Raw genomic sequence first — 22,773 nt, forward strand, 5'->3', positions numbered from 1 at the left:
GAATCATTGACCGACCATGACGACAACCACACTTTCCCCGCTAGCTCTCAAGACGAACGGCGCACCGAAGGCCGAGCTGCATATTCATATCGAAGGCTCGCTCGAACCTGAGCTGATCTTCAAGCTTGCCGAACGCAACGGCGTGACGCTCGCGTACGACTCGATCGACGCGCTGCGCGCTGCGTACGCGTTCACCGATCTGCAGTCGTTCCTCGACATCTACTATGCGGGCGCCAGCGTGCTGCTGAAGGAAGAGGACTTCTACGACATGACGATGGCCTACGTCGAGCGCGCACTCGCGGACAACGTCGTGCATACGGAAATCTTCTTCGATCCGCAGACGCATACCGAACGTGGCGTGCCGATTGCGACCGTGGTCGCGGGCATCGAGCGTGCGCTGGCCGAAGCGGAAACGCGCGGCCTCACGAGCAAGCTGATTCTGTGCTTCCTGCGGCACCTGTCCGAAGAAGATGCGCTCTCAACCTTCGACGAAGCGCTGCCGTTGTTCGACCAGTACAAACACCGGCTAATCGGCGTCGGTCTCGATTCGTCGGAGCGCGGCCATCCGCCGTCGAAGTTCGAGCGCGTATTCGCCAAGGCTCGCGACAAGGGCCTGAAGCTGGTCGCGCACGCGGGCGAAGAAGGCCCGCCGTCGTACATCTACGAAGCGCTCGATCTCCTGAAAGTGGACCGTGTGGATCATGGCGTGCGCAGCATCGAAGACCCGGCGCTCGTCACGCGGCTGGCCGATACGCGCGTCGCGCTGACGGTGTGTCCGCTGTCGAACCTGAAGCTGTGCGTGTTCGACGATCTGACCAAACACACGTTGAAGGCACTGCTCGACAAGGGCGTCGCCGTCACCGTGAATTCCGACGATCCCGCCTACTTTGGCGGCTACGTCAACGAAAACTACCTTGCGACGATCGACGCCCTCAAGCTCGACGACGACGAGGTGTACACGATCATCCGCAATAGCTTTGAAGCGTCGTTCGTGACGCCTGCGGAGCGCGACGCGATGATCGCCAAACTCGATGCGCACTGGCGCGCATCTGCTTGATCCCCGCTTGATCTTATAGTTCGGAGACGGTTTCACCATGACTCAAACAGCTTATCGCGCGCAACTGCTGACGTTCAACGGCGATCCTGCGCAATCGTCCAATGCTGCAGTCTTCAACGAAGACGGCCTTCTGATCGTCGAAGACGGACATGTCGTCGCGGCGGGCGCGTATGCGTCTGTCGCTGCGCAGCTCGCGCCCGCTACGCAGGTGGTCGAGATGCGCGACAAGCTGATCGTCCCCGGTTTCATCGACACGCACATTCATTATCCGCAGACGGACATGATTGCGTCGCCCGCGCCGGGACTGTTGCCTTGGCTCGACACGTACACGTTCCCGACCGAGCGCGGCTTCAGCGACGCTGCTGTTGCGCAGGACACGGCGCGCTTTTTCATCGACGAGTTGCTTGCGTGTGGTACGACGACGGCACTCGTTTACTGCACGGTGCATAAGCAATCGGCGGATGCTTTGTTTATTGAAGCGCAGCGGCGCAATGTGCGGATGATCGGCGGCAAGGTGCTGATGGATCGCAACTGCCCCGAGTTTCTGCGCGACACCGCGCAATCGGGCTACGACGACAGCGCCGAGCTGATTGCACGCTGGCACAACAAGGGACGTCAGATGTACGCGCTGACGCCGCGTTTTGCGCCGACTTCGACGGAGGCCCAACTCGAAGCGACGGGCGCGCTGGCGAAGCTGCATCCTGATGTGTTCATTCAGAGTCACGTCGCCGAGAATCATGATGAGGTGAAGTGGGTCGCGGGTCTTTTTCCTGGTCATCGCAGTTATCTCGACATCTACGATCACTATGGGTTGTTGAGGCCGCGGGCTGTGTATGGGCACTGTATTCATCTCGATGCTGAAGATCGTCGACGCATGGCTGAAACGCGCGCCGTTGCTGCGCATTGCCCGACGTCGAATCTGTTTCTCGGCAGTGGTCTGTTTGATTTCGACAAGGCTGGGGAATCGGGGATGCCTGTTGCGCTGGCGACTGACGTCGGTGGCGGTACGTCATTCTCGATGCTGCAGACCATGAATGAAGCGCATAAGGTTGCGCGGCTCGGTGGGCATCATTTGACCGCTACGCGGATGTTCTGGCTGGCTACTGCTGGCGCGGCTGAGGCGCTTGATCTTGCCGATCGGGTTGGGACGTTAAGGCCTCGGGCTGAGGCGGATTTTGTGGTGCTTGATCCTAAGGCTACGCCGTTGTTGGCACGGCGGACTGAGCGGACTGAGACGCTCGAGGAGCTGTTGTTTGCGTTTGCGCTGCTTGGGGATGATCGGGCTGTGTTTGAGACTTATGCTGCTGGGCAGCGGGTGCATCGGCGTGATGATGGCCGGCAAAGTGTTGCCGGGAGTGCGCGGATCGCTGCTTGAGGTTTTTTGTCTGCGACGCGTTTGGGTGCGCGTTGCGTGGGTTTGCGCTGGCATCCGCGCTATGCCTTCGTGCTTCACGCGTCGTACTTATACGTTTGCCTTTTCGCTGGCATCCGCGATTTGTTAGCCTGCTTCAAGCGTCGCCCCTGTGCGGGGCGGCACCTACTTTTCTTTGCCGCCGCAAAGAAAAGTAGGCAAAAGAAAGCGGCTAACACCGCCAACTCTTCTTCCTGCCTGAGGGCCCCCAACCGGTCCCTCACTTCACACGGCAACCTTCCTGCTCGCGTTCGTTGCCAACGCTCCAAGCCAGCGCATCACCCGCTTCACACACCCGCGTCGCAGCATGCCGTGCCAGATAGTCCACCGCCGCCCAGGTGGCAAACTGTGTGTAGGCCGTAGTACTGCACGCACCTCACTCCGGACCGATAGCGCACGCGTCCCACCCCGTAAGAGCGCTGCCCTATATGACGCGACAACCTACACACAGTTTGCCACCTGGGCGGCACATACCATTCGCTGCCGCTTGCCCGGGTACAGGTATTCGAAGCGGGTGAGGCGTTCATTCAAAGCGTTGGCAACGCACGCCAACAGAGACGTTGCCGTGTGAAGTGTGGGGACGTTGGGGGCCCGTGGATAAGAACACGGGCTGGCGGTGTTAGCCGCTTTCTTTTGCCTACTTTTCTTTGCGGCGGCAAAGAAAAGTAGGTGCCGCCCCGCACAGGGGCAACGCTAGCAAACCAATAACATCACGCGGATGCCAGCAGCAGAACCAGCAAACCACCCCAGCGTCGCAGACAAGCCTAAACCCAACCCCAAACCCTATCCCTTACACACTTCAAAAAGCGCATTCAACCTGCGCACCGGATCCGCAACAAAAGGATTCGTCTCATCCCACGCATAACCGGCGAGCACGGCGCTGATCATGCGCCGAATCCCTGGCGTCTGTTCGGGATAAAAGATGATGTCCTGCAACTCGCCGGTATACCAGCGCTCGACGAAAGCACGAAACGTATCGATCCCCTTGCGCAGCGGCACATCAAAAGCAGACTGCCAGTCAACACTCTCACCAGCAAACTGACGCTCAAGCGTCCCAACAGCGAGATGCGCGGAGCGCAGAGCAATAGTCACGCCCGACGAAAACACCGGATCAAGAAACTCACCCGCATTCCCGAGCAATGCAAACCCAGGCCCATGCAGTCGTTCGACATTCGCCGAATACCCGCCAATATGCCGCACGGGCATCAAGAACGGCGCATTGCCAATCAGACGGTTCAGCGTCGGCTCACTCTGAATCAGCGCCCGCAACTTCGCCTCACGCTCAGCCTCGGGCACATCAAGAAACGCAGCCTCCGCTACACATCCCACCGATGAACGCCCGTTCGCCAACGGAATCATCCAGTACCACACATCCCGATGCTCAGGATGCACAGCAACCGTAATCTTGTTGCGATCGTGCGCGTCGACCGGAATACCATCGCGCACATGCGTAAAAATAGCGGCACGCGTCGGCATGCGCGTCGGCGCTTCGAGATTCAGCAGCCGCGGCAGCACGCGACCAAAACCGCTCGCGTCGAGCACGAAACGCGCATGCACCTGATACGCGTTGCCCGCTTCGTCCGATACATCCAGCACGGGCGCATCGCCCGTCTTCATCGCGTGTACCGTGTGGCCAAAGCGCACGTCGGCGCCCTGCTTCGCCGCGCAGCGAATCAGCAGATCGTCGAACGTCGCACGCTCGACCTGGTACGTGGTGCCCCAGCCATCCGAATGCTTGTCGCGAAAGTCGTAAGCGCACGACTGGTCGCGATACACGAAGTGCGCACCGTTCTTGTACTGAAAGCCCGCTTCGACGACCGCCTGCAGCATGCCCGCCTCTTCGAGGTAAGCCATGCTCTGCGGCAACAGGCTTTCGCCAATCGAGAAGCGCGGAAAATGCTGGCGCTCGAGCACGAGCACGGAATGCCCTGCCTTGCGCAACAGCGCCGCCGCAACGGCACCCGACGGGCCCGCTCCGATGATGGCCACGTCTACCGACGCATTCATCGACGAATCCATATTCATTGATCTTCCTTCACATAACGTATTGCGCACGCAACGCTTTCCATCCTTACCAGCGATTACAATGTCGCACAATCATCGAGATCAAAAACAACCTAAAGACCATCACCGACCGGGGAATAACGTGCAGTCCACCGAATCATCCAGCATGACGGACCGCGTACCGAACGACGTGCCGGACGACGTACCCTTCGTACCGGAAACAGCATTCGGCGTCTGGTTCCTGCGCACCCATACGTGGGAACACCATGTGCTGCGCGTCGCAATCAACGACCTCAAGCGCCTGATCGATACGCCGCTGCCCGCTGCACCCGTGATCGTCGACGTCGGCTGCGGACAGGGCATTTCGTTCCGGCTGCTCGCGCAGGCGTTCAAGCCGCAACACATCATCGGCATCGATTTTCATGAGCCGTCGCTCGCACTTGCCAAACAGTCCGCGCAAGTTTGCCTCCAGCACGCCGACACCCGCGAAACCGGAATCGACGTACTGCACGGCGACTGCGCAAACCTGCCGCTGCCCGATGCGAGCGCCGACATCGTGTTCTGCCATCAAACCTTCCATCATCTCGTCGAGCAGGAACGCGCGCTCGCCGAGTTCCGCCGTGTGCTGAAACCGGGCGGCGTGCTGCTGTTCGCCGAATCGACGGATGCCTACATCAAGTCGTGGGTGATCCGCCTGCTGTTCCGTCATCCGATGCATGTGCAAAAAAGCGCGGACGGTTACCTCGACATGATCCGTCGCGGAGGCTTCACATTCGGCGCGCACAACGTCTCGCTGCCGTATTTGTGGTGGAGCCGCGCCAAGGACTTCGGCCTGCTCGAACGTCTGCGCATCTACACGCCGAAGCCCGGCAAGCGGCGCGAGACGCTCGTCAACGTCGCGGCAATCAAGACAGACTGACGACACATCGAGCGGCTGCATAGCAAATTGGCGCTGCAGCCGCCCAAAGCATCAAAACCGTTACTTCTTCAGCGTCACCACATCACCCTTCAACGCGACACCAGCAATCACCGCGCCCGCACCGCAGGTGAACTCCGTTGCGCTCTCGCGCACTTCGTTCTTGTAGTTGCTCTTGATGTTGATGACGGCGTTGCCGCCTTCCTTGCGCGCGCGATCCTGCAACTCGATCACGGCCGACAGGAACACGTGCTGGCACGCCGTCTCGTCGCTCTTGCCGAACGCGTTGGTCTTCTTGTTCGTTGCGAACTCGCCGTAGCTCTTCACGACGCCCGGATGCTTCTGCCCCGCGAAATACAGCGGGATATCGTCGCCGACTTTGCCCGGCTCGCTCGCGAGCGCGGCGGCGACGGGATAGCTCTCGACGCTGTCGCGCGCGAAGGCGTGCGAGGCGAGGCATGCGACGGCAACTGCACAGATCAGGTGACGCTTCATGGTTATGACCCTCGTGGTTGGAATTGTTATTGCGTTTCGAGCATCACGACATCGCCGCGCACCGCGAGCGTCGATCCATTCAGGCTCGCGCCGCAGGTGAACTCGGTCGAAGAAGCCGATTCGTTATGCTGGAAGCGCGTCCTGACGTCGACGACGGCGTTCGCGTGCTGCGCGCGCGCATAGTCGCGCAGTTCCTGCACCGCCTTTTCCAGCGCGATACTGCAGTTGGCCTCCGGGCTGTTCTCCACCTTGCGCAGCACGCGTACGGCAAATTCCTTGTTGCCGTACGACTGCTTGACGGGCGCATGCGTCTGGTTGCCGAAGTAAAGCGCGACGTCTTGCCCGTTCTGCGTCTGAACCGCAGCCGGCATCGGCAGCGATTTGATTTTGGTCGTGCAACCCGCCTGCGTCAGCACGACGGCAGCCACCAACCCCAGTGCGATTTTCGTTTTCATTGTTTCGACTTCCCTTTTAGTTGTTTATTCTGCGTACTGCTGCTTGCTTCGCTTGCCTGCTTGCCTGTGATTGAGCCCGACAGGCGGCGGTCAAATCCTTGCGAACATCAGGCTCGCGCAACTGCCGCCAAAGCCGAACGACACCGACAGCGCGCTATTCATCTGCGCTTCGCGCGTGGCCTGCACGAGCGGCATGGACTGCGCGAGCGGTTCGAGATGTTCGATGCCCGCCGTCCCCGCGATAAAACCGTCACGCATCATCAGCAGCGTGTAGATCGCTTCGTGCGCGCCGCATGCGCCGAGCGGATGCCCCGTCAAACCCTTCGTCGACGAAAACGGCGGCACGTCGTTACCGAACACCGTTTGCAGCGCGCGCAGTTCTTCGATGTCGCCAAGCGGCGTCGATGGCGCGTGCGCGTTCACGTAGTCCGGGCGCACGCCCGCTTCGTCGAGCGCAGCCTGCATCGCGCGGGCGATGCCCTGCGCGTGCGGCGTCACCATGCCCGCGCCGTCGGTGCTGTGGCCAAAGCCCGTCACCTCCGCGTAGATGCGCGCGCCGCGCGCGAGCGCATGGTCGAGCGCTTCGAGCACGAGCACGCCGCCGCCCGACGCGATCACGAAGCCATCGCGCGCGGTATCGTACGGACGCGACGCGCGCACGGGCGTGTCGTTGAAATGGCGCGACAACGCATGCATCGCGTCGAACATCAGCGTCATGTTGTCGTGCAGGCATTCGCTGCCACCCGCGAGCACGACCTGTTGACGCCCCGTCTGAATCAACTGCATCGCCTGGCCGATCGCGAGCGCCGACGTCGTGCAAGCTGACGACGGCGAATACGTCACGCCTTCAATGCCAAATACCTGCGCAACATTCGCCGACGCCGTGCTGCTCATCGCCTGCGGCACCGTGTACGGCGGCGTTTTTTCGACGCCGCGCACATTCGCAATAGTCATCGCGTCGTCGTATGCCGACATCGTGCCGACGCCCGAACCGATCACGGCGCCGACGTCAGGCGAGCGCAGCGACGCGAGGTCGAGGCCCGCATCGTCGATCGCCTTGCGCGCCGCGTGACAGGCAAAGCGCGCGGTGTCGCCCATGAAGCGTTCGAGCTTGCGTTCGAACGGCGGCTCGCCGGCCACTGACGCCACGCCCGCGACCTGCGTGCCGAAGCCGCGCTCGCGCCACGCGTCGACGCGCGTGATACCACTGCACCCGGCGCGCAACGCGTCGCTCACGTCGTCGAGCGTATTGCCGATGCACGACACGATGCCCATGCCCGTGACGACGACACGCTGCAAGCCTTGCGAACGGCTACGGCTCATCGAATGCGCCTGAAAATCAGCGACGTATTGATGCCGCCAAACGCGAAGTTGTTGCTCATCACAAAGTCGGCGTCGATGCTGCGCGCTTCGGCCATGATGTAATCGAGCGGCGCGCACGCGGAATCGACTTCCGTGAGATTGAGCGTCGGCGCGTACCAGTTGCGCTTCATCATCTCGATCGTCCACCACGCTTCGAGCGCGCCGCATGCGCCGAGCGTATGGCCAACGTAGCTCTTCAGCGAGGAAATCGGCATGCGCTCGCCGAAGGTCTGCGCCGTCGCCTGGCTTTCCGCGATGTCGCCGCGATCCGTCGACGTGCCATGCGCGTTCACATACGCAATCGCGTTCGCGTCGAGCTTCGCGTCTTCCAGCGCGAGTTGCATCGCGCGCGCCATCGTGGCCGCCGTCGGCTGCGTCATGTGCGCGCCGTCCGAATTGCAGCCGAAGCCGACGATCTCCGCATGAATCGTCGCGCCGCGCGCCTTCGCATGTTCGTATTCTTCGAGCACGAGTGTGGCCGCGCCCTCGCCGACCACGAGACCGTCGCGCTTCGCGTCAAACGGACGCGGCGTCAGATGCGGCTCGTCGTTGCGCGTGCTGGTCGCATACAGCGTGTCGAACACGGCGACGGCGGGCCCGGACAATTCTTCCGCGCCGCCCGCGAGCATCAATGTCTGCTTGCCCGTCGCGATCGCTTCATACGCGTAGCCGATCGCCTGGCTGCCCGACGCGCACGCCGACGAGGTCGGCACGATGCGGCCTTTCAGGTCCCAGAACAGGCTGACGTTGACGGCTGTCGTGTGCGGCATCATCTGCACATAGCTGTTCGACGTGACGTTGGCCATCGATCCCGTTTCGAGCATCGTGCCGAATGCGCGGATCGGTTCGACGGAACCCGACGACGAACCGTACGCGACGCCCATGCGGCCGTCCTTGATCGATTCATCGTTCGCGAGGCCCGCGTCGGCGAGCGCCAGCTCGCTCGCGCGCACCGCGTACATCGACACCGCGCCCATCGAACGCGTCTTCTTGCGCGGCCAGTCAGCGGGTTGAGCGAACGCGGGCAGCGGCGCCGCGAGGCGCGTATGCAGCGACTCGAAGTAGTCCCACTCCGGCATGCGCCGCACCGCGTTGCGGCCCGCCTTCAACGCGGCTTCGATTTCGTCCCAGCGGCTGCCGAGCGCCGTGACGCCGCCCATGCCCGTAATGACGACGCGCTTCATCAGATCATCCCGCCATTGACGCCGATCACCTGGCGCGTCACGTACGAGGCCGCATCCGACATCAGGAAGCTGACCACCGCCGCGACTTCGGCCGGTTGACCGACACGGTTCATCGGCACGGTCTTCAGCGCGTGTTCGAGCGGCATGTCATCGAGCATGCCTGTTTCGATCAGCCCCGGCGCCACGCAGTTGACCGTGATGCTGCGCGACGCGAGTTCGACGGCGAGCGCCTTCGACGCGCCGATCAGCCCCGCTTTTGCCGCGCTGTAGTTGACCTGCCCACGGTTGCCGATCACGCCCGACACCGACGCGATCGTCACGATGCGGCCGCCCTTCTTCGCGCGGACCATTGGCATCGTCAGCGGATGCACCACGTTATAGAACGCGTCGAGACCCGTTTCGATCACGACGTCCCAGTCTTCGTCGGTGAGCGCGGGAAAGGCCGCGTCGCGCGTCACGCCCGCGCTGCACACGATGCCGTAGTACGGGCCGTGCGCAGCGACATCCGCTTCGAGCACTTCGCGGCAGACGGCGCGCTCGCGCACGTCGAACTGCAGCACGCGCGCCGAGCCGCCTTGCGCGGATATACCCGCCGTGACGGCCTCGGCTTCCGTGCGGCCCGTGCGGCAATGCACGGACACCGCAAAACCGTCCGCTGCCAGTTGATATGCAATCGCGCGGCCAATGCCGCGGCTGGCGCCCGTAACCAGAACTCGCCGGCTCATGAACTGATACTCCCTTCGATGAACGTCTGAAAATCGCCCGGTTGAAAGACCTTGATGACGGCATCCGCGCAACGCGCGCCGTCGTGATCGATCGTGCATTCGTAGGCGCTGTGGCCTGCGTCGCTGCGCAGCACTTCCTGCACGCTGATCGTCAGCCGCGCGTCACACGCAAACGCGCTCACGTGCGCCTTGTAGCTGCGCGTGCCGAGCAGCACGCCGGGACGCGCGCGGCCACCCGCACGCATCGCGAGCAGCGCGACATGCGCAGCCACGCCCTGCGCCATCAGTTCGATGCCGATCCACGCGGGCATCGCGCCGTTTTCGTCCGCGTACCACGCGTCGCCGCGCACGGTTGCGTACGCGGTCAGTGATTCGTCGCCGAATGCGCTCACGCCATCGACGAGCAGCATCGTGCCGCGATGCGGCAGGATCGTGTCGATGGGCGGAAAGGCTTCGCTGGTCTCAGGTGTGGCCGTCATGTCGTTATGTTTTTTGCTGCGTGCGTTCGCGCCGTTCAGCGCGCCAGTATCAGGCTGACGTTGCTGCCGCCGAACGCGAACGAATTGCTCATCACGTATTGCGCGCGGTCGCGCGGAATGCGCCGCTCGTCCTGCACGAGATCGAGTTCGGGCAACGCCGGGTCCGCTTCGCCATCCCATCGATGGCGCGGCATCGCCACGTCACCGCGCGCGAGCGTGAGCCACGCGAAGCCCAGCTCCGTCGCGCCCGCCGCGCCGAGCTGGTGCCCCGTGAGCGGCTTCGTGCCGCTCGCGGGCACGCCGTGCGCGAATACGCGCGACATCAGATGCGCTTCCATGTCGTCGTTCTTGCGCGTAGCCGTCGCGTGCAGATTCACATATGCGATCGCCGACGCCTCGATGCCCGCGTCCTTCAGCGCCGCGCGCAACGCAAGCTCGCCGCCGATACCCTGCGGGTCCGGCGCCGACACATGATGCGCGTCGCTCGATTCACCCGCGCCCGCGAGGCGCACTTCGTCTTCGTCGCGCGTCATCAGGAACACGCTGGCGCCCTCGCCGACGTTGATGCCGCTGCGGTTGCGGCTCATCGGATTGGTGCGCGTCACGCTCGTCGATTCGAGCGACGCAAAGCCCTGCACCGTCAGCTCGCACAGCGAATCGACACCGCCAACGATCATCGCGTCGCACACGCCCAGTTGCAGTAAACGGCGCGCCGACACGAATGCTTTAGCGCTCGACGTGCAAGCCGTCGAAATCGTGAACGCGGGCCCCTGCACATTCAGCGCGGCGGCCGCGAACGGCGCGGCGGTGCCGATCTCCATCTGCCGGTAGTTGAAGTCGTCGGGCAACTCACCCGCTTGCGCCTGGTGGACGAAGGCGACCTCAGCCGCGTCGATGCCCGATGTGCTCGTGCCGAGTACGACGCCGATCCGGTGCGAGCCGTAGCGCTCGCGCGCCGCCTCGATCTCGGGGCGAATCTGTTCGAGCGCCGCGAGCAACATGCGGTTGTTGCGGCAATCGAAGCGCTTGAGCGTCGCGGGCAACGCGATGTCGAGCGGCGTCGACACGCGGCCGACGTACGCATCGCCGATGCCCGTGTGCATCAATCCCATGCCGGGCGATTGCGCGGCTTCGAGCGCGGGCACGATCGAAGCGACGTCGCCGCCGAGCGCGTTGACCATGCCGAGCGCATGCAGATAAACAGGTGGCAGCGTCATGCGACTCTCCTTCTTCCAGGCGGCATGCCGATCGGCGCAAGCAGCACCGACACGAGGATGCCGAGCGCCAGCGTGGCGCCAAAACTCTTCAATGCGGGCATTGCGCTTAAGGCCAGCATGCCGAATGACAGCAGCGTAGTCGCCGCCGACAGCAGCACGCCCGTCCACACCGCGCCGAGATCGGCGTGGTCACGCAGACAGCCTTCGCGCAGGAATACCGCATAGTTTGCGCCGACGCCGAGCACGAGCATCAGCGCGAGGCAGTTGAACAGATTGAGCGGCACGCGCGCGTAGCCGAAGGCGGCGAGCGTCACGCCGATGGCGAGCAGCACGGGCAGCGTCGTCGCGATGCCGCCGCGCGGCGTGTAGCGCACCATCAGCAGAATCAGCACGAGCAGCAGCGCGCCCCCAAGCCAGATGCCGCTGTCTATGCGATAGGCGCCGAACAGCTTCGACACGCTCGCGGCCTTGTCGACGGATACGACGCCATCGACGGAATGCGCGGCGCCGATCAACGCGGCGACGTTTTGCGGCGTCACGCGTTGTGGAATCACAATGGCTGCGTAGCCGTGCTCACCGCGCGCGTCCACAGCGCCCAGCCATAGATGACGATAAGGTTGCGACCAGGGCGCAGCGAGCCAGCGCTCGACCGTCAAAGGCGCAGCGTTCGACTTCGCGTAGGAAGCGAGCCATGCATCGGCGACTTCGTCGCGAAAGCCCGCTTGCAGCAGCATCGAACGAAGCGCGGCGGGATCGTTGAACACCTGTTGCGCGAGCACGTTGCGCGTGTCGGCCTGGCGTTGCGCCGACGGCACGAACTGCGTCACCGATTGCCAGCCATTCACCGCTTGCGTGCCGCTCAATGCATTGAGCTTCGCGCCGAGCGCTTCCGCGCGCTGCAACACGGTTTCCGCCGACGGCCCGCGCACGACGAAGAACTGCGCGGTGTTATCGACGCCGATCGCATTGCGCACCTGATCTTCCTGCGCGACGAGCGCGGGATCGCGCTGGATCAGCAGATGGATATCGTCGTCGCTGGTGAGGCGCAGCCAGCCGGGTATCGCGAGCAGCACGAGCACGCCCGCGACGATCCACGCGCGCCGCCCGCCGATAGCCGCGTGCCAACGTTCAAGCAGCGTCGCGGCGCGCAGGAAGAGACGCCGCTGGGCGTGCTTCGGCCCCTTGACGAGCAGCACGGGCAGCAGCCACAACACCGACGCGAACGCGGTGCAGATCCCGGCGATCGCAAAGCACGCAATCTGCTTGAGCGCCGGGAACGGCACCCACGCGAGGATCGCGTAGCCGAGCAGGCTCGTCGCGAGCGCAACAGTCAGCGCAGGCCGCACCGAGCGCGCGCCCTGCCGTGCGTTCCAGCCACGCTGCGCGCCGAGATAGACGACGAAATATTGAATCGAATAATCGACGGCCTCGCCGATCAGGCTCGCGCCGAACACGAGCGTCAACAGATGCAGCTTGCCGAACACGAGCATCGTGACGGCGAGCGCGCAAACAATGCCGAGCGTCGTCGACACGAAGCCGAACAGCAACAGACGCGGCGAACGGAACACCCACAGCATCAGCAGCGCGATGCCGCACGCGGACGCGACGCCGATCAGATGTACTTCGCGTTCCGACGCGCTGCGCGCCGATTCCGCATAGAACACGGCGCCCGTGCGCGCGACGCTCGCATCGGGATAGCTCGACTTCAGCGCTGCTTGCGCCTGCGCAACGGCTGACAGCACCGCGCGCTGCGTCTGCGATTCGTACGCGGAACCGGGCAGCGTCGTGACCACGAGCACGCTCGTCAGGTCCCCGCGATGCGCGACGAGCATGTTGTCTTCGAGATCGAGATTCGAGGTGGCGAGCGGCAAGCCGCTCAGGAAGTGTTCGAGCCAGCCGAACGGATCGTCGGCGAGTTGCGTGGTTAGTGGGCCGCGCACCGGGTTGTAGATGCGCTGCATCAGCGCGTCGTGCAGCGATGCCGTGTTGTTTGCAACGGCGTCGCGGTCGTCACGCGTCAACAGGCCGAAGCGATATGGCATGTACAACCCGCCGATCTGCGACATGTCGAACGGCGGCAACTCCGCCGTCACCGACGCGAACGCGCCGCTTTTCTGCAACGCCGCGCCGAATTGTTTCGCCGCGGCTTTCGCGCGCGCGTCGTCCTTGCTCGTCACCAGAAACACCGTGCGGTCGCCGAGAGCGTTGGCGAGCGTATCGACGGCTTTTTCAGCGACGGGATCGGCTTCCGTCGCGGGCAGCAGCGCGAGCAGATTCGTCTCCAGCGGCGACGGGCCCATGAAACGAAAGACGCAGTACAGCGAAGCGACGAGCGCGAGCACGAGCCATGCGGCCCGGATGCCCCACAACTGCGTCTTGGTCCACTGTCGCGCCATCAGCATCATTGTGCTCCAAGCAACGTGCGCTCGCCGGGCGCGAGATCGTTGATCGCTTCGCTCTTCGCGAACTCGATCTGCGTGACGTCGCCGTTCGCCAGCGTGATACGCAGCGTCTGCAGGAACTCGCCGCCCGTCATCTGCAAGCCCTTGATCGACTGCGCGAGTTGCGGCTGATTCGGCTTCAGTTCGAGTTTCCATTGCGACGGCGTGCCTTGCGCGTCGACATCGAACTGCGAATACAGCGCGGACAGATCGCCGCCGAGCATCGCGCGCATCATCTTCGAGACCTGCGCGACACCGCGCACGCCCTGCGCGCTTTTCGTATTGACGCGCTTGCCGTTCGCATCGACTTCGCTGACGCCTGCGTCGGTGATGACATAGATCGCCTTGTACGGCGTATCGACACGCCAGATCACGCCGCGCTCACGGAAAAACACCAGCGTGCCCGTGCTCACCAAAGGCTGCTTCATTGCGGACAGCGTCTGCGTCTGGGTGAACTGCGCGCGCACGCCCTTCGCCTGCGCAAGACGTGACGCGACCTGCGAGACGAGCGCGGGGTTGCCGTTTTGCGCTTGAGACTGCGTCTGCTGTGTCGCCGCGTATGAACTCACGCTCGCCACAGCAAGCAACGCAGCGACCAACGCGGCTCGTAATGTCAGCGTGACCATGCGCGCTCCAGCTTTTCGAACACGACCGGCGGCGACACGAATTGCGTTTCCTGCGTGGCGGCATCGATCGCGACCTGGATCGTGTAGCCCTTTGTCAGCCGCGTGCCCGTCGCGCAATCGACGATTTCATAGCCTATTTTCAAGCGGTTTTCGAATTCGAGCAGCTCCGTGCGCACGTCGATCCGCTGGCCGTAAGTCGCGGGCCGCACGTACTTCAGATGCGCCTCGACGATCGGCCACAGATAGCCCGACGCCTGCATCTCGCGGTAGTCGTAGTCGAACGCACGCAACAGCGCGGCGCGGCCGATCTCGAAGTACTTCAGGTAATGGCCATGCCAGCAGACGTTCATCGCGTCGACGTCATGAAACGGCACTTCGACGATCGCGCTCGCCTTCAACGTCTTGCCTTGGTGGCGCTCATTCATGATGCGCGCCTCCTTCAACCAGCGCGCATTCGGCAATGCGCGCCGTCAACGCGCGCAGATCGCTTTCGAGCGCGCGGTCTTCCTCGACGAACGGCGACATCGCGGCCACCTCCTGAGCGAATGCACGCAGCGGCGCGGGGACGGTCGTCTCACCGTTGATGCGCACGCGCAGCTTCAGCGCCTGCACGGTGGCGAGCGTATGCGCGGCTGCAACCTGCTCCGTCAGTTCGAGCACGCGCAGGCAATCGCGCGCGGCGATCGTGCCCATGCTGACCTTGTCCTGGTTGTGCGCTTCCGTCGAACGCGAGAACACGCTTGCGGGCATCGTGTGCTTCAGCGCTTCCGCCGTCCACGCCGACGACGAAATCTGCACCGCCTTGAAACCGTGATTGATCGGCGCGCGCGCCGGGCTCGCACCCGTCAGGTTGCGCGGCAAGCCGTTGTTGAATTTGTCGTCGACGATCAGCGCAAGTTGCCGGTCCATCAAATCCGCGAGATTCGCGACGGCCGTCTTCAACGCGTCCATCGCGAACGCAATATGGCCGCCGTAGAAGTTGCCGCCGTGCAGCACGCGTTCGCCGTCCGGGTCGATCAGCGGATTGTCGTTTGCGCTGTTCAGTTCGTTCTCTACGTCGCGCCGAACCCACGACAATGCATCGACGGCGACGCCGATCACATGCGGCGCGCAGCGGATCGAATACCGATCCTGCAAGCGATGACCCGGCGTATCGTCGCGGCCCGCGAGGTCCGCGCGAATCCACGCGGCGGCTTCGGCCTGCCCTGCGTGCGGTTTTGCTTCGAAGATCATCGCGTCGAAGTGCGCGGCGCGGCCATCGAGCGCAACCGTCGACAGCGCCGTCAAACGCGAGGCCAAACGCGCGAGATGTCCGGCACGCGCAAACGCGAGACACGCGAGGCCCGTCATCACGGCCGTGCCGTTCATCAGCGCGAGACCTTCCTTCGGCGCGAGCGTCAGCGGCGCATGGCCGAGTTGCGCCCACACGCCGGCGGCATCGCGCAGCGTGCCATCAAACATCACGTCGCGTTCGCCGACGAGCGCCGCCGCCACGTACGACAGCGGCGTCAGATCGCCGCTCGCGCCGACCGAGCCTTCCGACGGAATACGCGGCAGCACACGATGATTGATCAGATCGGCGAGCCGTTCGAGCAGCACGGGGCGCACGCCGGAAAAGCCGTACGCGAGCGAGTTCAGACGCGCGGCGATCACGGCGAGCGCCTGCGCATCGTCGAGATAAGCGCCCATGCCGCAGCCGTGATAGCGCGTCAGTTGCAGCGGCAACGCTTCGACGAGTTCCATCGGCACATCGACGACGCATGCGTCGCCATAGCCCGTGTTCACGCCGTACACCGTTTCGCCCGCGGCGAGATGACGGCGCAGAAAATCTGCGCCACGCTGGATGCGCGAACGCCACGCGGGATCACCGCTCAGCGCGACACTCGCGCGTCCCTTCGCAATCGCGACGACCTCTTCGATCGACAGCTTGCGTCCGCCGATCACCACCGCACGCGGCGTTGCCGTGTGCGCGGCACGTGCGTGCGCATCGTCGATCAGATCATGATCCGACATTCGCGTCTCCGTGTGGGATGCCACCCGTTATCGTCTTTCGGGGACGCGCCCAGAAATCGAAGAAATTGAACCATTGATAAGGTGCCTTGCGGCAATAGTGCTCGAGGCGCGACGCATAGCGCTGCGCCCAGGCGGCGATATGCTGCGCGCGTTCGCGGCGCGGCAGGTCGATGCGCTCGGCGAACGGCTCGAAGTACAGCCGGTAGCGCTCACGATTTCGCTCGTCGCGCTCTTTCAGGCAGAAGAACAGATACACCGGGCAGCCGAGCGCATGCGCGAGCACATACGGCCCTTGCGCGAACGGCGCTGTCGCGCCGAGAAATTGCGCGTCGGTAGTTCGGCCCGATTCGCGCGCGGGCACACGGTCGCCGACGATCACCAGCAGCTCGCCCGCGTCGATGCGCTCTTGCATCATCATCGACGTCTCGGGTCCGAAGTCGCTGACTTGCATGAGCCGCTTCGCGAACTCGCTGTTCGCCGTCGACAGCACGCTGTTGAAGCGCTTCGCGTGCTCGGTGTAGACGATGGCTGTGACCTTCGCGTGGCCGCCGTTCACGGCAAGCGCGCGCGTCATTTCGAGGTTGCCGAGATGCGCGCCGATCACGAGCGCGCCGCGCCCGCTCGCGACGAGCGCGTCGAATGCGGACGAATCGTCGAAGATCACGTCGTTCGAATCGATGCGGCCCGACCAGGCGGCGAGTTTGTCGAGGCCCGATTGCGCGAACGCGAGCATCTGTCGGTACGCGGAACGCCAGCCAGGGCGCGGCGTGCGCTCGCCTTGCGCAGCCTGTTCGAGATGCGTGAAGTACGTGCGCGACGCAGAGCGCGCAGCGCGGCCCGTCATCAGAAAATACGCGACGATGGGATGCAGCCACAGCGCGGTGAAGCGCATGCCGAACAGCTTGCAACTGAGTGCGAGCAGCGTCATGCCGAGGCGGCTGCCGCGCTCGGCCATGCGCCACCATTTCGCGTTGTCGCCATTCGAATTCGAAGCGGCGGACTTACGCGGCATGAACTTGTGCGCGAGCAACAGCGGCAGACGCAACAGCATCCCGCACACAAGGCGCGTATGACTCGCGCTGATGCGCACGTTGTCCCACAACACGTCGAAGTGCGACACGCCGTCCATCGCGTACGTGACGCGCGTTGGAATCGCGCGGAACGCGAGGCGCCGCCAGTACAGCCGCACGAGAATCTCGATGTCGAAGTCCATTCGCGTCGGCAGGTCCACGCTGTCGATCAGCGCGCACGCGGCGTCGAGCGGATACAGACGAAAGCCGCACATCGAATCGCGGATCGTCAGCGACAGCGTTTCGATCCATACCCACACATGCGTCAGATAGCGGCCATAAAGACGCGATTTCGGCACGCTCTCATCGTAGACAGGCCGACCGAGAATCACGGCGCCCGGCTCGGCGCGCGCGGCAGCGAGAAACAGCGGCACATCGTTCGCGTCGTGCTGGCCGTCCGCGTCGATCTGCAAGGCGTGCGTATGGCCCGCTCGCTTCGCCGCGCGCAGTCCCGCCATCACGGCCGCGCCCTTGCCGCCGTTCACGGGCAGGCGCAGCAGCGTCATCTGCTCGCGATGCTGGCAAGCAAGCTTCGCGAGCACCGCTTGCGTCGGTTCATCGCTGCCGTCGTCGACCACGAAGATCGGCAATCCATGCACGGCAAGACGCTCGACCGTGCCGCCGATCGCGTCCTTGTGGTTGTAGATCGGAATGACGATGCACGCGTTGAAACCTGCGTCGCTCATGCGCGCTCCCGATACACGATCACGCCCGACGCACTGTCGCGGCCATCGACGCGATACGCGAACTGCACGCGCCGCCGCGCGGCATCGTGCGACAGCTTCAGGTCGAGCACGGCGCCTGGCATCACGGGCGCGGTGAACTTCAGACGATCGACGGATTCGATCTCGCGCACGCCCGTCACGTGCGCTGCGGCGAGGCGAATCGCCCAGTCGAGCTGCACGACGCCGGGAAGGATAGGCAGGCCGGGAAAGTGGCCCGCGAAATGGTCGAGCGTCGGCGGCACGCGCAGTTCGTAATGGACATCGTCACCGTTGCGCGCTTCGGACAGCAGTTCGAAGCCGTCGTCGCGCGGCTCGAAAGCGGCGGCCACGGCGGCAGCGGGCAGCTTGCCGCGGGCGTCGAACGGCAACGCAATGCGAAAGCGCCAGTGACGCGGCAGCACGACCACGTCGAAATAGGCGGCGAGATGGCGGCGCAAGGTCTTCGCGAGCGCGACGCGCCCTTCATTGCGCAGCGCCGCGCTGCCCGCATCGTTGAGCGCGACCACCGCGCCGAGACGTTCGCGCGACGCTCCCGCGAGCCGCACCACCGCCGACTGCGCGACATACGGATGCAACGCGAGACGCGCTTCGACTTCGGGCAGCGACACACGCTTGCCGTCGAGCTTGATCACGCGGTCGAGGCGTCCTTGCAGACGGAAGCGGCCGTCGTCGTCGAACACGATGGCGTCGTCGGTGCGATGCCAGTCGTCATGGCCCAGATGCGGTGAGCGCACATTCAGCGCGCCGTCTTCACCGCGCTGCACCTCGACGCCGTTGACGGGCCGCCACGCCGACGTCTCGTTCTGACGTCGCCACGCGATACCGCCCGTTTCCGTACTGCCGTAGATTTCGATCGGTGCGCTGCCGAAAGCGGCGGCATATTCAGCAGCGGCTTCGGCGGAAAGCGGTCCCCCCGACGAGAAGAACGCGCACGGCACGGGCGTCAATGCCGCGAAGCCGGGCATCGCGGGCCAGCGCGACAGTTGCGCGGGCGACGACACGACCACGGCCGCGCCGCATTGCCCGATGCGCGACTGCACTTGCTGCGGCTCGATGCAGACGGCGCGATCGAACGCGCGTCCGGCGGCGAGCGGCCACATGACGCGAAACAGCAAACCGTAGATGTGGTGATGCGGGACGCTCGCGAGCATCGTCGCATCGCCGACGAGTTCGCCCCACTCGCGCTCCAGCGTGTGTACTTCGGCGTTGAACTGCGCGAGCGTCTTGTGAATCGGCTTCGGCGTGCCGCTGCTACCCGATGTGTAGAGCGTGAGCGGCGCGTTCGGATCTATTCTTAGCGGCGTTTCGGCGCATGCCTGCGTTGCGACATGCGCGCGGACGTCGGCGTCCGTGAGCACGGCGTCGTAGGCATCGGCGAGATCGGCGAGATAGCCGGGCGTCGCGTTCGCCGGAATCACGGGCGTCTTGCCGCAGGCGAAGAGCGCGAACAGCGCGCACGCGAAATCGAAGGGATCGTCGATGCATAGCGCGTAGCGGTGCGCCCGCGTTTCACGCAGTTGCAAAGCGATGGCGAAGACCCGCGCGCGAAACGCTGCGAAATCGATTGTCTGGTTTGCTTCGTCGTCACGACAGACGGGCACGTGCCCAGCGCGCTCGCACGACAGCAGATCGTGCAGCGCGATCATGCCGCCTCCGAGCGTCGCACGCGCGGCAGGATCACGAGATACCGCCACGCAATTTCGCCGGCCAGCAGCAGGCCGATAAGACCGTACGCGATCGCGCCGTTATACAGCGACCACGCTTCGCGCGGCCAGTAGAGCGCCGTGTAGAGAGAGAACACGCCATTCGCGAGGAAGAACGCGCACCAGATCTGCGTCACGCGGCGCGTGTGGCGGATCGCCGGCTCGCTCAGATTGGGCGTGCCGATGCGTGCGAATTTTTCGATCATCGTCGGGCCGCGCACGAGCGTTGCGCCGAACGCGATCAGCAAACCGAGATTCACCAACGACGGATAAATGCGCAGCAACAGTTCGCTATTGGTCCACACGATGGCGGCGGAAGCGATGCTCAGCATCAACGCCACCGCCCAGTCGACCCGCGAGAGCTTGCGCAGCGACGCGCCGAACGCGCCCGTGCCCGCGCAGCGCTGCAGCCACAACAGCGCGAACAGCAGGCAGCCGACAAAGCGCGGCGCGTCCCAGAACCATGCGCACAGAATGACAGCGGGATATGCGAGCTTTGCGAGCACACCCAGCGCGAAGCCCGCCCAGCTACGCGGGCGCTCGCTGTCGTTCGTTGCCTGCACGGCTGCTGGCGTTGCGGCTTGCGTTGCGCCCGGCGCCTGACTATCGTCCGAGGCGCCCTGCGCGTGCGAACGTTGCGTGTGCATCAGCCCTGCGCCGCGAGCAGCGACTCGACCGCCGCGATCACGTCGCCAACCGTGCGCACCGACTTGAACTCCTCGGGCTTGATCCGGCGGCCCGTCATCTCCTGCAACTTGATCGCGAGATCGACGGCGTCGATGCTGTCCAGATCGAGCTCTTCGAACAGGTGCGCTTCGGGCGTCACGCGTTCGGGCTCGATGGCGAAGTTCTCTTTGAAGATGGCGCGGATGCGCTCAAGGATCTCGGTGTCGGTCACGGTCATTCCCCTTTCTTTGTGGTATCGCCCGATTCATGCGCAAGCTCGCGCTGGCTCGCCACCAGCGCCGCAAGTGAATTGATCGAGCGGAAGTGCTCTCGCGTGCGTTCGTCATTCGCCGCGATCGTCAATTGATAGTGTTTGCGCAGCACGATGCCGATTTCGAGTGCGTCGATCGAATCGAGACCGATCCCGTCGGTATCGAAGAGCGGCGCATCGTCGTCGATGTCGGCGGGCGTCAGGTCTTCCAGATCGAGTGCTTCGATCAGAAGCTGTTTGATTTCAAGCTTTAAAGAATCCATAGTCGAACAGGTGCTGGGTGATATGTGCTTCGATGGCGCTCGTCACCGTGCGAGCGGCCAGCGCGGGCGGTTCGTCGTGCGCCGCGAGCGCGTCTGCGCCGAGAGGCTCGAGCACGTTGACGCGCATGCGGAACGCACGCTCGGGCACGTTGTACCAGCGCATGCCCTTCGTAAAAGCGGGTGGATCGCAATCCATCAGTACCGGCAGGATCGGCGCGCCGGACTTGAGCGCCATGTGCGCGAAACCGCGCGAAAACGCATGCATCCGGTTGCGCGCCGGGCTGCGCGTGCCTTCCGGAAAAATGATCATCGTGTAGCCACGCTCCAGTTGCCGCGCGCCCGCTTCGACGAGCTCAAGCGGATCGGCGTTGCTCACGTATTCGGCCGCGCGCACCACGCCCCAGAAAAACGGGTTGCCCCAATGCGCGCTCTTGACGACGCAGCACGCGCGCGGCGTCAGCGACAGCAGCACCATCACGTCGAGCCACGTCGGATGATTCGCGACCACGATGGCCGGCTCGTTGTCCTTGCGACGCAGCGCAGCGACGCCATGCGCGTCGAGTTCCATCACGCCGGCCCACTTCAGCACGGCGACCAGCGCGCGAAAGAACGCGTGAATGATCGCGGTGATCGCGCGCTGCTTCGACGCGCGATGCGGCCAGATCCACGCGATCGGAAACAGGATCAGCGAAAAGCCGAGTCCGCAGATGCCGAACGCCGTGAATGCGAGCGCCGTCGCGACGAGGCGCCAGTGGTAGTCAAGCCACGCCTTCATCCCAGCTCCATTCCCAGACCGCATATTCGCCGCGCCATTGCGCAGCTGCGTGCGTGTCGAGGCAGTGATGCACAGCCTGACTCTGAGTTGCAAAGAGAGTGCCCGCGCCTTCGGGCGATGCATTGGCGTCGGCGACGGCCGTGCGCGAACAGGACAGGCGGCCCGCCGGGGCTTCATCCAGCAGGATTGCGACCGCGCCGCCCTGCACCTCTTCGTCGATCGTGCCGTAGCCGGGATCGGCCGGTTCGTCGGCGTAGACGAGCAACACGGGGGTCGAGGTGTCCGTGGCGTATTGCGCGTGCGCTTCGAGCAGCGCGTAGCCGAGCGTCTCCGCACCGGCGGACAGCGCGCTCGCAGCCGTACGGTCGCCGCGCGAAATGCCGAACACACCCGTCATCGCGTTGAGCACGGAAAGACTGAAGGCCGTTGGCGACACCGGCTCGCCTGCGCTGATGTTGCGCAGGATATCAGTGGTGCGGCGCAGCTCGCCGTGGCGCGACGCGAATACGATGCGCACGTTCGGCCGGTCGGCGGCGCAATCATGCGCGACTTTCAGCGCGATACGCGACAGCGTGCTCAGGCGACGCCGCACCATCGGCTCGATAAAGCCAATATCGGGTGCGGCGGCTGCGACGGCAGGCCAGGAAGACCAGCGAGCAACCGGAATAGTCCAGTGCAGATCGGGCATATCGGTGTTCGCGCGTGAAGGCTGCTGACGCCAGAGGCGCGCTCGCCATCGACAGCACGTGAAGCGCGCTACTCCGGGGCGAGGCGCTGCGCCAGTTCGGTGAGTCCACTTTTATTTTAAGGAGTCACCCAAATAACGGCACGCAGCGGTGATTATTTAGGGGCGGGACGCCAAAACAGGTTTTTGTCTGGTCATTACGTAGACCGCCCGAAATGATACAGAGCATT

Annotated in this window: 22 protein-coding genes; 3 read left to right on the forward strand and 19 right to left on the reverse strand. The window is 64.1% G+C overall.

Features of this window, described 5'->3' with window-relative positions; all coding sequences use genetic code 11:
- Window positions 1–16 precede the first annotated feature (16 nt).
- The gene (locus BLT65_RS03535) at window positions 17–1,057 is read left to right on the forward strand and encodes an adenosine deaminase (protein ID WP_091774706.1); all 1,041 of its coding nucleotides are present in this window, start codon (window positions 17–19) and stop codon (window positions 1,055–1,057) included.
- A 37-nt stretch (window positions 1,058–1,094) separates the two neighbouring features.
- Window positions 1,095–2,432: a guanine deaminase gene (gene guaD / locus BLT65_RS03540; RefSeq protein ID WP_091774708.1), complete on the forward strand. Its 1,338-nt coding sequence runs from the start codon at window positions 1,095–1,097 to the stop codon at window positions 2,430–2,432.
- An 819-nt stretch (window positions 2,433–3,251) separates the two neighbouring features.
- Here guaD and BLT65_RS03550 read toward each other — a convergent pair.
- Window positions 3,252–4,493 carry an NAD(P)/FAD-dependent oxidoreductase gene (locus tag BLT65_RS03550; protein ID WP_091774712.1) on the reverse strand — a complete coding sequence of 414 codons (1,242 nt, stop codon included), beginning with the start codon at window positions 4,491–4,493 and terminating at the stop codon, window positions 3,252–3,254.
- A gap of 145 nt (window positions 4,494–4,638) precedes the next feature.
- On the opposite strand from BLT65_RS03550, the gene BLT65_RS03555 reads away from it, so the two are divergent.
- Complete coding sequence (locus BLT65_RS03555; RefSeq protein ID WP_091774714.1) at window positions 4,639–5,391, forward strand: class I SAM-dependent methyltransferase; 753 nt, start codon at window positions 4,639–4,641, stop codon at window positions 5,389–5,391.
- Window positions 5,392–5,451: 60 nt separating this feature from the next.
- Here the strand turns inward: BLT65_RS03555 and BLT65_RS03560 are convergent, their stop codons facing one another.
- The 18 genes from BLT65_RS03560 to BLT65_RS03645 all read right to left on the reverse strand — a co-directional run bounded on the left by BLT65_RS03560 (window position 5,452) and on the right by BLT65_RS03645 (window position 22,546).
- Complete coding sequence (locus tag BLT65_RS03560; protein WP_091774716.1) at window positions 5,452–5,883, reverse strand: excinuclease ABC subunit A; 432 nt, start codon at window positions 5,881–5,883, stop codon at window positions 5,452–5,454.
- 26 nt (window positions 5,884–5,909) lie between these two features.
- On the reverse strand, window positions 5,910–6,338 hold the full coding sequence (locus BLT65_RS03565) for a hypothetical protein (protein ID WP_091774718.1): 429 nt from the start codon (window positions 6,336–6,338) through the stop codon (window positions 5,910–5,912).
- A 90-nt stretch (window positions 6,339–6,428) separates the two neighbouring features.
- Complete coding sequence (locus tag BLT65_RS03570) at window positions 6,429–7,661, reverse strand: beta-ketoacyl-[acyl-carrier-protein] synthase family protein (RefSeq protein WP_091774720.1); 1,233 nt, start codon at window positions 7,659–7,661, stop codon at window positions 6,429–6,431.
- Window positions 7,658–8,884 (reverse strand): beta-ketoacyl-ACP synthase, encoded by a 1,227-nt coding sequence (locus tag BLT65_RS03575; protein WP_091774722.1) that lies wholly within the window; start codon window positions 8,882–8,884, stop codon window positions 7,658–7,660. The genes BLT65_RS03570 and BLT65_RS03575 overlap by 4 nt, the downstream gene beginning before the upstream one ends.
- Entirely contained in the window at window positions 8,884–9,609 is a 726-nt protein-coding gene (locus tag BLT65_RS03580) for a 3-ketoacyl-ACP reductase FabG2 (protein ID WP_091774724.1), read from the reverse strand. The genes BLT65_RS03575 and BLT65_RS03580 overlap by 1 nt, the downstream gene beginning before the upstream one ends.
- Window positions 9,606–10,088 carry a hotdog family protein gene (locus BLT65_RS03585; protein WP_091774726.1) on the reverse strand — a complete coding sequence of 161 codons (483 nt, stop codon included), beginning with the start codon at window positions 10,086–10,088 and terminating at the stop codon, window positions 9,606–9,608. Before BLT65_RS03585 ends, BLT65_RS03580 begins: the two co-directional genes overlap by 4 nt.
- A gap of 35 nt (window positions 10,089–10,123) precedes the next feature.
- Complete coding sequence (locus BLT65_RS03590; protein ID WP_091774728.1) at window positions 10,124–11,305, reverse strand: beta-ketoacyl-[acyl-carrier-protein] synthase family protein; 1,182 nt, start codon at window positions 11,303–11,305, stop codon at window positions 10,124–10,126.
- Entirely contained in the window at window positions 11,302–13,707 is a 2,406-nt protein-coding gene (locus BLT65_RS03595) for an MMPL family transporter (RefSeq protein WP_091774731.1), read from the reverse strand. The genes BLT65_RS03590 and BLT65_RS03595 overlap by 4 nt, the downstream gene beginning before the upstream one ends.
- The gene (locus BLT65_RS03600) at window positions 13,707–14,372 is read right to left on the reverse strand and encodes a LolA family protein (protein WP_091774733.1); all 666 of its coding nucleotides are present in this window, start codon (window positions 14,370–14,372) and stop codon (window positions 13,707–13,709) included. The genes BLT65_RS03595 and BLT65_RS03600 overlap by 1 nt, the downstream gene beginning before the upstream one ends.
- Window positions 14,360–14,797 (reverse strand): acyl-CoA thioesterase, encoded by a 438-nt coding sequence (locus tag BLT65_RS03605; RefSeq protein WP_035989949.1) that lies wholly within the window; start codon window positions 14,795–14,797, stop codon window positions 14,360–14,362. The genes BLT65_RS03600 and BLT65_RS03605 overlap by 13 nt, the downstream gene beginning before the upstream one ends.
- Entirely contained in the window at window positions 14,790–16,385 is a 1,596-nt protein-coding gene (locus BLT65_RS03610; protein ID WP_091774735.1) for an HAL/PAL/TAL family ammonia-lyase, read from the reverse strand. The genes BLT65_RS03605 and BLT65_RS03610 overlap by 8 nt, the downstream gene beginning before the upstream one ends.
- Window positions 16,372–18,141 (reverse strand): glycosyltransferase family 2 protein, encoded by a 1,770-nt coding sequence (locus BLT65_RS03615; RefSeq protein WP_091774738.1) that lies wholly within the window; start codon window positions 18,139–18,141, stop codon window positions 16,372–16,374. The genes BLT65_RS03610 and BLT65_RS03615 overlap by 14 nt, the downstream gene beginning before the upstream one ends.
- Window positions 18,138–19,826, reverse strand: coding sequence for an ApeI family dehydratase (locus tag BLT65_RS03620; protein WP_091774740.1), 1,689 nt, complete (start codon window positions 19,824–19,826; stop codon window positions 18,138–18,140). Before BLT65_RS03620 ends, BLT65_RS03615 begins: the two co-directional genes overlap by 4 nt.
- Window positions 19,823–20,530, reverse strand: a complete 708-nt coding sequence (locus BLT65_RS03625) for a COG4648 family protein (protein ID WP_091774742.1) — start codon at window positions 20,528–20,530, stop codon at window positions 19,823–19,825. Before BLT65_RS03625 ends, BLT65_RS03620 begins: the two co-directional genes overlap by 4 nt.
- On the reverse strand, window positions 20,530–20,781 hold the full coding sequence (locus BLT65_RS03630) for an acyl carrier protein (RefSeq protein WP_007578129.1): 252 nt from the start codon (window positions 20,779–20,781) through the stop codon (window positions 20,530–20,532). Before BLT65_RS03630 ends, BLT65_RS03625 begins: the two co-directional genes overlap by 1 nt.
- Window positions 20,782–20,783: 2 nt before the next feature.
- Window positions 20,784–21,083: a phosphopantetheine-binding protein gene (locus BLT65_RS03635; RefSeq protein ID WP_007744145.1), complete on the reverse strand. Its 300-nt coding sequence runs from the start codon at window positions 21,081–21,083 to the stop codon at window positions 20,784–20,786.
- On the reverse strand, window positions 21,064–21,858 hold the full coding sequence (locus BLT65_RS03640; RefSeq protein WP_042313218.1) for a lysophospholipid acyltransferase family protein: 795 nt from the start codon (window positions 21,856–21,858) through the stop codon (window positions 21,064–21,066). The genes BLT65_RS03635 and BLT65_RS03640 overlap by 20 nt, the downstream gene beginning before the upstream one ends.
- A complete protein-coding gene (locus BLT65_RS03645) occupies window positions 21,842–22,546 on the reverse strand; it encodes a beta-ketoacyl synthase chain length factor (protein ID WP_042313220.1) in 705 nt (234 codons plus the stop codon). Before BLT65_RS03645 ends, BLT65_RS03640 begins: the two co-directional genes overlap by 17 nt.
- Window positions 22,547–22,773 lie beyond the last annotated feature (227 nt).

The sequence above is a fragment of the Paraburkholderia steynii genome, from assembly GCF_900100565.1.
GTDB classification, from domain to species: domain Bacteria; phylum Pseudomonadota; class Gammaproteobacteria; order Burkholderiales; family Burkholderiaceae; genus Paraburkholderia; species Paraburkholderia terrae.